Source organism: Nostoc sp. 'Peltigera membranacea cyanobiont' 213 (genome assembly GCF_002245975.1).
In the GTDB taxonomy this organism is placed as follows: domain Bacteria; phylum Cyanobacteriota; class Cyanobacteriia; order Cyanobacteriales; family Nostocaceae; genus Nostoc.
Window position 1 is genome coordinate 1 of record NZ_NOLI01000222.1, and the last position, 7377, is coordinate 7377.

At 42.3% G+C, this 7377-nt stretch carries 12 protein-coding genes and 1 pseudogene; 9 read left to right on the top strand and 4 right to left on the bottom strand.

The window, feature by feature from the left end:
• The 4 genes and pseudogenes from CDG77_RS32365 to CDG77_RS32380 form a co-directional block, all read right to left on the bottom strand.
• Nucleotides 1-224, bottom strand: a pseudogene (locus tag CDG77_RS32365) (AAA family ATPase); the annotation flags it as partial.
• 348 nt (nt 225-572) lie between these two features.
• Nucleotides 573-806, bottom strand: coding sequence for a hypothetical protein (locus CDG77_RS32370; protein WP_094333298.1), 234 nt, complete (start codon nt 804-806; stop codon nt 573-575).
• Nucleotides 790-1707, bottom strand: coding sequence for a hypothetical protein (locus CDG77_RS32375; protein ID WP_094333299.1), 918 nt, complete (start codon nt 1705-1707; stop codon nt 790-792). The genes CDG77_RS32370 and CDG77_RS32375 overlap by 17 nt, the downstream gene beginning before the upstream one ends.
• Before the next feature lie 159 nt (nt 1708-1866).
• Complete coding sequence (locus tag CDG77_RS32380; protein ID WP_094333300.1) at nt 1867-2361, bottom strand: helix-turn-helix domain-containing protein; 495 nt, start codon at nt 2359-2361, stop codon at nt 1867-1869.
• Between the two features lie 172 nt (nt 2362-2533).
• Here CDG77_RS32380 and CDG77_RS32385 point away from each other — a divergent pair, with 172 nt between their 5' ends.
• The 9 genes from CDG77_RS32385 (at nt 2534) to CDG77_RS32425 (ending at nt 7292) form a co-directional block, all read left to right on the top strand.
• On the top strand, nt 2534-3325 hold the full coding sequence (locus CDG77_RS32385; protein ID WP_181154233.1) for a hypothetical protein: 792 nt from the start codon (nt 2534-2536) through the stop codon (nt 3323-3325).
• A gap of 123 nt (nt 3326-3448) precedes the next feature.
• On the top strand, nt 3449-3775 hold the full coding sequence (locus tag CDG77_RS32390) for a hypothetical protein (RefSeq protein WP_094333301.1): 327 nt from the start codon (nt 3449-3451) through the stop codon (nt 3773-3775).
• On the top strand, nt 3768-3968 hold the full coding sequence (locus CDG77_RS32395) for a hypothetical protein (protein ID WP_094333302.1): 201 nt from the start codon (nt 3768-3770) through the stop codon (nt 3966-3968). The genes CDG77_RS32390 and CDG77_RS32395 overlap by 8 nt, the downstream gene beginning before the upstream one ends.
• A gap of 25 nt (nt 3969-3993) precedes the next feature.
• On the top strand, nt 3994-4383 hold the full coding sequence (locus tag CDG77_RS38200; protein WP_223270100.1) for a hypothetical protein: 390 nt from the start codon (nt 3994-3996) through the stop codon (nt 4381-4383).
• Nucleotides 4384-4508: 125 nt separating this feature from the next.
• On the top strand, nt 4509-5360 hold the full coding sequence (locus CDG77_RS32405; protein ID WP_094333303.1) for a hypothetical protein: 852 nt from the start codon (nt 4509-4511) through the stop codon (nt 5358-5360).
• Between the two features lie 68 nt (nt 5361-5428).
• Complete coding sequence (locus CDG77_RS32410) at nt 5429-5587, top strand: hypothetical protein (RefSeq protein WP_223270101.1); 159 nt, start codon at nt 5429-5431, stop codon at nt 5585-5587.
• Between the two features lie 69 nt (nt 5588-5656).
• Nucleotides 5657-6055 carry a hypothetical protein gene (locus tag CDG77_RS32415; RefSeq protein ID WP_094333307.1) on the top strand — a complete coding sequence of 133 codons (399 nt, stop codon included), beginning with the start codon at nt 5657-5659 and terminating at the stop codon, nt 6053-6055.
• The gene (locus CDG77_RS32420) at nt 6052-6510 is read left to right on the top strand and encodes a DUF1392 domain-containing protein (RefSeq protein WP_094333304.1); all 459 of its coding nucleotides are present in this window, start codon (nt 6052-6054) and stop codon (nt 6508-6510) included. Before CDG77_RS32415 ends, CDG77_RS32420 begins: the two co-directional genes overlap by 4 nt.
• Before the next feature lie 59 nt (nt 6511-6569).
• Entirely contained in the window at nt 6570-7292 is a 723-nt protein-coding gene (locus CDG77_RS32425; RefSeq protein ID WP_094333305.1) for a KilA-N domain-containing protein, read from the top strand.
• Nucleotides 7293-7377 lie beyond the last annotated feature (85 nt).

Here is a 7377-nt window from a genome sequence, read left to right on the forward strand (position 1 = left end):
CAACCCCGGACAATATCCCAAAATAAAAGCTGTCGTTTGGGCACAGAACGCAATGCAACTTGCTGCAACACTTCTTCCACAGGTTCTTCTTCAACGGAAATCACATACAGTAAGGGATACCTTGCCCGAATCATCAAATCAAGTTGCTCTACTAAGGAGGCGTATTGCTGATTCTCGCTGTTATGAGTTGCATCTCCTTTTCCATATTGATGAAAATTGCTCATTTCTCTTGAAAATGGGTATAAGGGTATAGGAAGAAGAGTTTTTAGCATTGCTGATTTGAAGTATGAAATTCCCAAATCAAGTGTTTAAAACTCTTATCTTTGCGCTTTTGCGCCATTTCAAATGTTATGTTTATTTCTGCTGTGCTGTACTAGTAATTATTTAGTCTTAATTAATACTATATTCTTTCCAAGAATACTAGTATAAATTCATCAAAAAAATATAAAAATTAAGGACTTCCAGTAATCAACAGTCTGTACTAACGTAAAAAGGCTGGCGATCGCCAAAGAAGCAATCCCAGCTATCTGCATCTTTGCATCTTCTGAGGTTTTATTTGGTTTTGTTCATTTTTAGCCAGTTGTAGAGTGGGAACTGAACTCCATTGAGCGCTGTATCAATATGTAGAGCGATTCTACAGCACTCACGCTTACAACTGGCGTAGCATGGGACACCAGTTGCGGAAAGTTTTGTCCTATCCCTCGTACAACTTCTTCGCTGTCCTGTTGTGTTGCTAACTCCATTGAAACTGTAACCCAAAGCCATTGGATGCAAAATTGCCAAAATTGTTTAGGGTATTCTCCCATACTCTGACTCTAGAAGCGTCAACAATTTCTCTTCCACAGCAGTAAGATAGGGTCGATTCAGCTTCCCCAACGACTGCAACAGGCTTTTGACTGTCTCCTCAAGTGAATCAGAATACACTTGACTGATGCGATCGCAAATCACCCGCATCTGCTCACACTCGGCAGGCAAGTAATTGAGCGACTTCAGGTACTGCAATCCAACCGTATACTCGCCATCCCAGGTTTTGACGGTGCAACTAAACTCATTTACTTGGCTGACAATCCCCCAGCAGCCGCCCTTGCCCCTGAGTTCTGGATTATCTTTGGCTAAGATTTGGCATACCTCGCCTAATTGATAGGTGTTAGGTACTTGAGTACGTTCCATTATTCGCTGCACCGCATCTTTGACAATGCGATGAGATGGTACTTTCCCGTTGGCAGACTCTACAGCTTGCTCCCATGCTTCGGGCTGAATGTCCGGGTCAAGCTTGGATAGTGGCCTGATTTGCCACTCATTAGTCGGCAAAATGTGAACGGAACGTTCACATTTTTCCACTAAATTATCAAAAATAACCGCAGCTTCTATTAAGTGGTAAGGCTGTCTGCGGCTAAAACCAAAGCGTTCGCGGCAATAATCTTCAAAAGTTTTGTGCGTGGAACGATATAATCTGCGATCGCGTAACTCAGTCAATGCCTTCCCTGCTTCAAAGAACGCTCGTTCTACCCTACGCTCCAAGTGCAGGCGATCGCTTTGCTCCTGCTCGGTTAATTCAGGAATTTCAACAGCAGTAACGTCAATGGTTGCTAAGGCTGGGTTTTCTTGAGGGGAGATATCCTCTTCTGCAAGGTCATTTGGTAATGTGCTGTCATTAGATGCGGCAGGGATGGCTTTTTTCCGTCTTCTAGAAGGTGGCTGGTTCATACTTCCACCTCCTCTAGCTCAATGGTATTTGCTCAAAGTCAATCGCAACACAGCTTTTGAATGTAGATGGTAAATGCGTAGGCGTAACCCACCGCAGGCATCGCTTATAAAATGAGACAGAGGTTAGAGCAAAAAGAGGTTCTTCAGCAGGTTCAATCATCACACTGCTTCTTCCTCAAACAAATCTTCAATATCACATTCCAGCACTTTACAAAGTCTTGCTACTTTTGCAAAAGTTTCTGATCCTTTGCCATATTCCCAATTTCTGATTGTCGAAGTATCAACTCCAACTAAATCACCTAGTTGCTTTTGAGTTAATCCAATTTTTTCTCTTAAAGCTGCAATGCCTTTTTTAGGTGCTTCCGTTAAGTTCAACGGAGGTTTGAAAACTTTGATTAGGGCATTTTCTAGCTTTCTGAGTAATTCAGCTTCGGTTCTAATGTACGAGATTTTAACGCCTTCAAGACGACTTAAGGCTTCTAGCTTAGGATGGCTTTTCCATTTCTGCCTTAAATTGTCTGACATACCCACGTACAGCACCGAGTTATCTTTATCGATTGCCAAGTAAACACAAGGCTCATCCGGCAATGAGTTTCTGTCTTCAAGTGCCACAAATGGCAGCTCCCATAAATTAATATCCTCCATATAAACCATAACTTTTTAGCGCTTCCTTTGTAATATACACGCTAATATATTAGCGCTAATAGCTAAAATATTCTTGACAGCGCTAAAAAATTAGCGCATAATAGGAAAAGATAAAGAGAAAGCGCCCTCGACTACCAATCTGAAGCGCTTTCTCTGTTCCTAATAATAAGGAAACTTCATTATGACGCATCCAACCTACACACAGCAAGCCCTTTGCCGCTATAACCTCCCCCGTCTCAAAAGAATCGCTGTCGAACTCGGTGTTACACCCACCGACGACAAAAGAGCGACTGACACCTGGGTAAACGCAATCATCACCCACCAATCCACCAAGCTTCAGAAAGTTGACAACCAAGCCGCAGCCCAAGCCGAACTCGATAACTACATCGCCGACCAAGCGCAAGCCATAGCCCCTGAAGAACTGACAACAAGAGAAATATCCTTTTACGATCACGAAATTTACTGCGGCGAGGAACTGATAGCCAGCATTACCCATGATGATGACCTAACCCAACCTTGGGTAGTAGTGGTAGAAGGTGTAGAAAAATTCCGCGCTAATACTTATGCAAGATGCTATCGCTTAATCCAATGGCATCACCAGGACAGTACACTAAACGAATCCGTCCAAACAGAAACGCCATGCACCTCCGAAAACCTAATCATGGCGCATATCTTCAACGAGTGCCAGAATTACGGGTTTGAAATTCTCGATGATGGCATTTACAACAACAAGGGCGTGAAACTGGGGCAAGTCGGATGCACTGACGGGAACTGGTGGGTGAAGAGGCGTTATTCAGGTCAGCAGCAGTATTCTAACTCCGTGTTTGATGCTGTGCGATCGCTGTCGATGGTGGACGTGTCTACTGATGGTAAATCCATTTTTGATGAATATTTTTTAGACCAACCGTTAGAACAGCTAACTGGCGATAAATTGCAACGGCTGCTGGAGAGAACAGAGTTAGTCACAGCGTAAGTCTTGGGCTTCGCCTGGGAAAAGGTTAAAGGGAAAGGGGGAAAGGTAAATTTCTTCATTCCTTTCCCCCTTACCCCTTCCCCTTTTCCCTAATTATTTATTCACCAATCCCCCATTAGATCAATGCAACCGATAATCTCAATCCCTCAACACTGGGGCTACCCTCGCTTTGCTTTGGATCAACGTACACAAGACGGTATCATTCTGGGGTTTTATTACTACCCAAATGGTACTGAATTAGCTGAACAATTCGGTGGTGGCTGGCGTTATGCGCTAATGCCTAACAAAAACTCTGATGAATTGTTCCACTTTCAGGAGTCTCAAATTCAACCGCTTACACCAGAAGAATTATTCTCGGAAATTACCGCAGAAATTGAGTTTTATCAAAGTCAAATAGCAATTCTGCAACAACAGTTAGCAGCCATCACTGGAGGTAGCACCAATGGCTAATTCTACAAACAGCTTTGACCGTAGAGCCAATCATTTGCTGCGTTCGATTCGACTTTGCGGTGGTTGTGTTCCTCTGCACTCTCTCCAATGCCAAGTTTCAAATTCAGTCATTCAAACACTGCTGGATAAAGAACTGGTGCAAGTGCAGAACACGGGAAGCGGCTTTTTGTTGGAGATTGCCGAGGATTTTTAAGTTATTAATCCCAGAGGAGAAAATCATGAAACTTTACGCGAAGACCATTGCACAGACTTTACCCAATTGGGCAACTGTCGTTACAAAAAGTGCAGATTTATTTGAGATTGAAATTAACGATGAACACCCGAATTTCCAATCTCTGCTTGAAGAGTTAGCGACGGAGATTGAGCCAGGAACATTCGGTGTAAAGGCAGAGGATTTATGTTCACGACTGGGCATCGAAATGTCTAGCCCACATCTCCACCAATTAGTTGAACAAGCCCAAACCCTGATAGCCGAAATTGCTACGCACCCAGACTACAAACAACTCTTGTCAGTAGGGTATCAGCCAGATTTAAACATTGCCGATGCTCAAACTGCTTTGACTTATCTGCAATGGGAGTTAGAGCGCAATCGAGAGCTTTCTAATTAGTAAAAAAGCGTTCGCCTAAAGGAATGCCATTACTTTAGGTGAACGCACGGAAGTTTTTCTCCCGCTACAGAATTCCCATTATTGCACACGAAACACTAATCAATGAAACATTAATCGAGGTGAACATGGTTACTGAAATCAAACTAGGTTTATGCAACCCTCCCGAACCCATCTATTTATATGTCAATCAGGGGGAAGTAGATGGCGAATCTTACGTTTGGTACAAGTTCAATATCAGCCAAGATAAGAAAATCCCTGTTACCCAAAGAGCATTAACTGGGTATCTGTCAGAACTCCGATTGACAACTAAAGAGTTTAAAGGCAAGGACAACTTGAAGCTGGATATTGTTATCAGTGCCGATGAACTTTATGTTTTTAGGACTGGTATTGAAACCAATTTCGCAAAAAGCTTTCTTCTGGCTGCATCATTAGTTCAGGATTTTTCTAAGCCACTGATTATTGTTGCTAATGCTGGTGAACAAAATACGGTTTTCTGTAATCTTTATGATGCAGTAACTAAAAGCAGAATTGAAAAGGAGTGGAATAAAAATGCTGATTGGGGAACTCTCATTAATGACATTCAATCTCGCTTAGGTGGCACATCCTCAACTATCCTATCTATAGCAGAAACCCCAGTAGCTCCAGCAAAACTTAGCGTAGTCCCTCAACCAGTACATCCTCAAGACCTACGAGTTAAAAATATTCGCACCTTGCTTGATTATCCACTTGATTTGGTCAGAGAGTGGTTGCAATTTCAGGATGTTGACCGCCCAAGTCTACTTCATATTAGCAAGATTAATGAACTGGTAAAAACAATGTGTTTGGCTTGGGCAGCAGACAAGTGCGAGTATCCCAATCATGCTGAATCTTCATATCAAAAGGTAGTTGTTGATGCTGTTGGCTTAGGTGCTGATGAGTTAACTGCAATCAACACATGGATGCAACATTTGCAATCTGCAAAAGCCGGAGCATTGTAAATCAATATACAGGATTCAGAAGAAGTTTTATTTCTGAATCCTGAATTAATCAGATGGGAATAAAAACCATGAGAGTCATCGTTACAGTAGTCGAAAAAATCGTCAGTGAAGCGCACATCGATATCCCTGATGGGCTGAGTCAATCCGCTTTTTCCGCAGCACATAGTAGACCGTTACAACACTGGGGAAATGGTCACAGATATGAACATCTTTCAAGTGGACTTTGAATCAATTAGCGCTCGGATTGTTCAAGAAAATTCTTCTCCTAAATCTGCATAAATATGGGAGGTAATCAGATGCATACAAAATGGACTGATGAAGAACTAGGAATTATTGAAGCTAAGGCTGAACTTTATAACCCTAAGCAAATAGCCTCAATCTTAAAAAGACATGGCTATTTCCGCACCCCAATTGCTATCGCTACTAAGCTTTGGGCTTTAGGTTACTCTACAAGTCCCTTTCTCGATAACTATAGTAGTGCTGAAATCGCCCGTGTTCTGTGTGTGCATTCCACCACCGTTTCTGGTTGGGTGCGCCGTGGTTGGTTGAAAACTAGCCGCCGTTCTTCTAAGCGTTATCAAGTTCGGAGATGGCATCTCAAAAACTTTTTTGAAAATCCCCCACAACATTTAAAAAAGCGTATTGCCTCTATTGACTCCGAAGCCATTAATTACTTATTAGGGAGAAAAGCATGATTGACAACATTAACGCACTGAAAACCAGTTGGTATCTCTCCCCACCTTGGGGACAAACAATTCCACCTGTTGCAGTTAATTTACTGGAGAGAGTTTTTCTAAGAACTACAAGGAGATTCGGTTACTGCTGCGGTATGCAATGGAAACACGAATGTTGGATTTATTCAATTGATTGCCGCAATGAAATACTCCACGCCACACAGAACCAAATCATCGGGACTGGAGAATTAGAAGCCATCAAAGTGCAAAAACCTGCTTTTGTTTTGGGCGAAAGAGTGATCCTCTGTTCTCACGACAAGGGAACAAAACAACGGCTGATTTTGGGGATTGCGCTAGTGCATAATTCTTGGTTTTACCTTGTTGAATTGATGTCGCCAACGTTAATTAATACACCAACTATATCAAATCGTTTCTCACTGGTTGGTGAAAAAAGTTTGCTGCGGGTGAATGCTTGAGTTTCTTAGATTGCAATTCCTCTTTCTTCACTGTTTGAGTAATAACCAGGGAGTTAATTATGTTGATACACAAATGGCGTGACTCAAATATTAACCAAATGCCAGAAGTTGGGCAGCTAGGCAAATACAGCATACCCAAAGGCTACGTAAATGCAACTCAGATGTGCCATGCAAATAATAAGTCTTGGGGGCATTACAAAGAAAGGAAGTCCACAAAAGCTTACTGGACAGCACTTTCAAACGACATCGGAATCCCGATATCGTCTCTTGTCATCGAAGTTGATGGCTATGGCAGTTCTCAAGGTACTTGGATTCACCCAGAAATCGCCATTGATTTAGCTCAGTGGGTTTCTGTCGAGTTCCGCATCTGGGCTAACAGAACCTTAATGAAAGTGATGATGAGTCAAGAGCCTGTACAACAGCAGTCAATGACTCAAGTACAGTTACTTGCAGCGATCGCTAAACAACTGGCAGAGCAAGAACAGCATTTACTCCAACAACAACAGCAACAGACTGAAATTTTGCACCGTCTCAAAGCGGTTGAAGTTGAGCAAGACAGAGTAAATACCCCATGTGGTCACAAATATAGTGTTGTTGGGTTCGCCAATCTTCAAGGTTTAGAAATCTCGGTTAAAGAAGCGGGTACTAAAGGTCGAAAGGCAAGTGCATTGTGTCGGAAACAAGGAATAGAAATAGAACGAATTCATGACCCACGTTTTGGAAAAGTCGGTTTATATCCAGAGAGTGTGTTGATTGAGGTTTTCTGTGCCAACCAAAACTAACAGCAATGGTCTTCAGAATACTTTCTTTAATTGGAGAAAAGTACCATGCAACAACTGAATTTATTCACTGAATCAACCCCAGTTT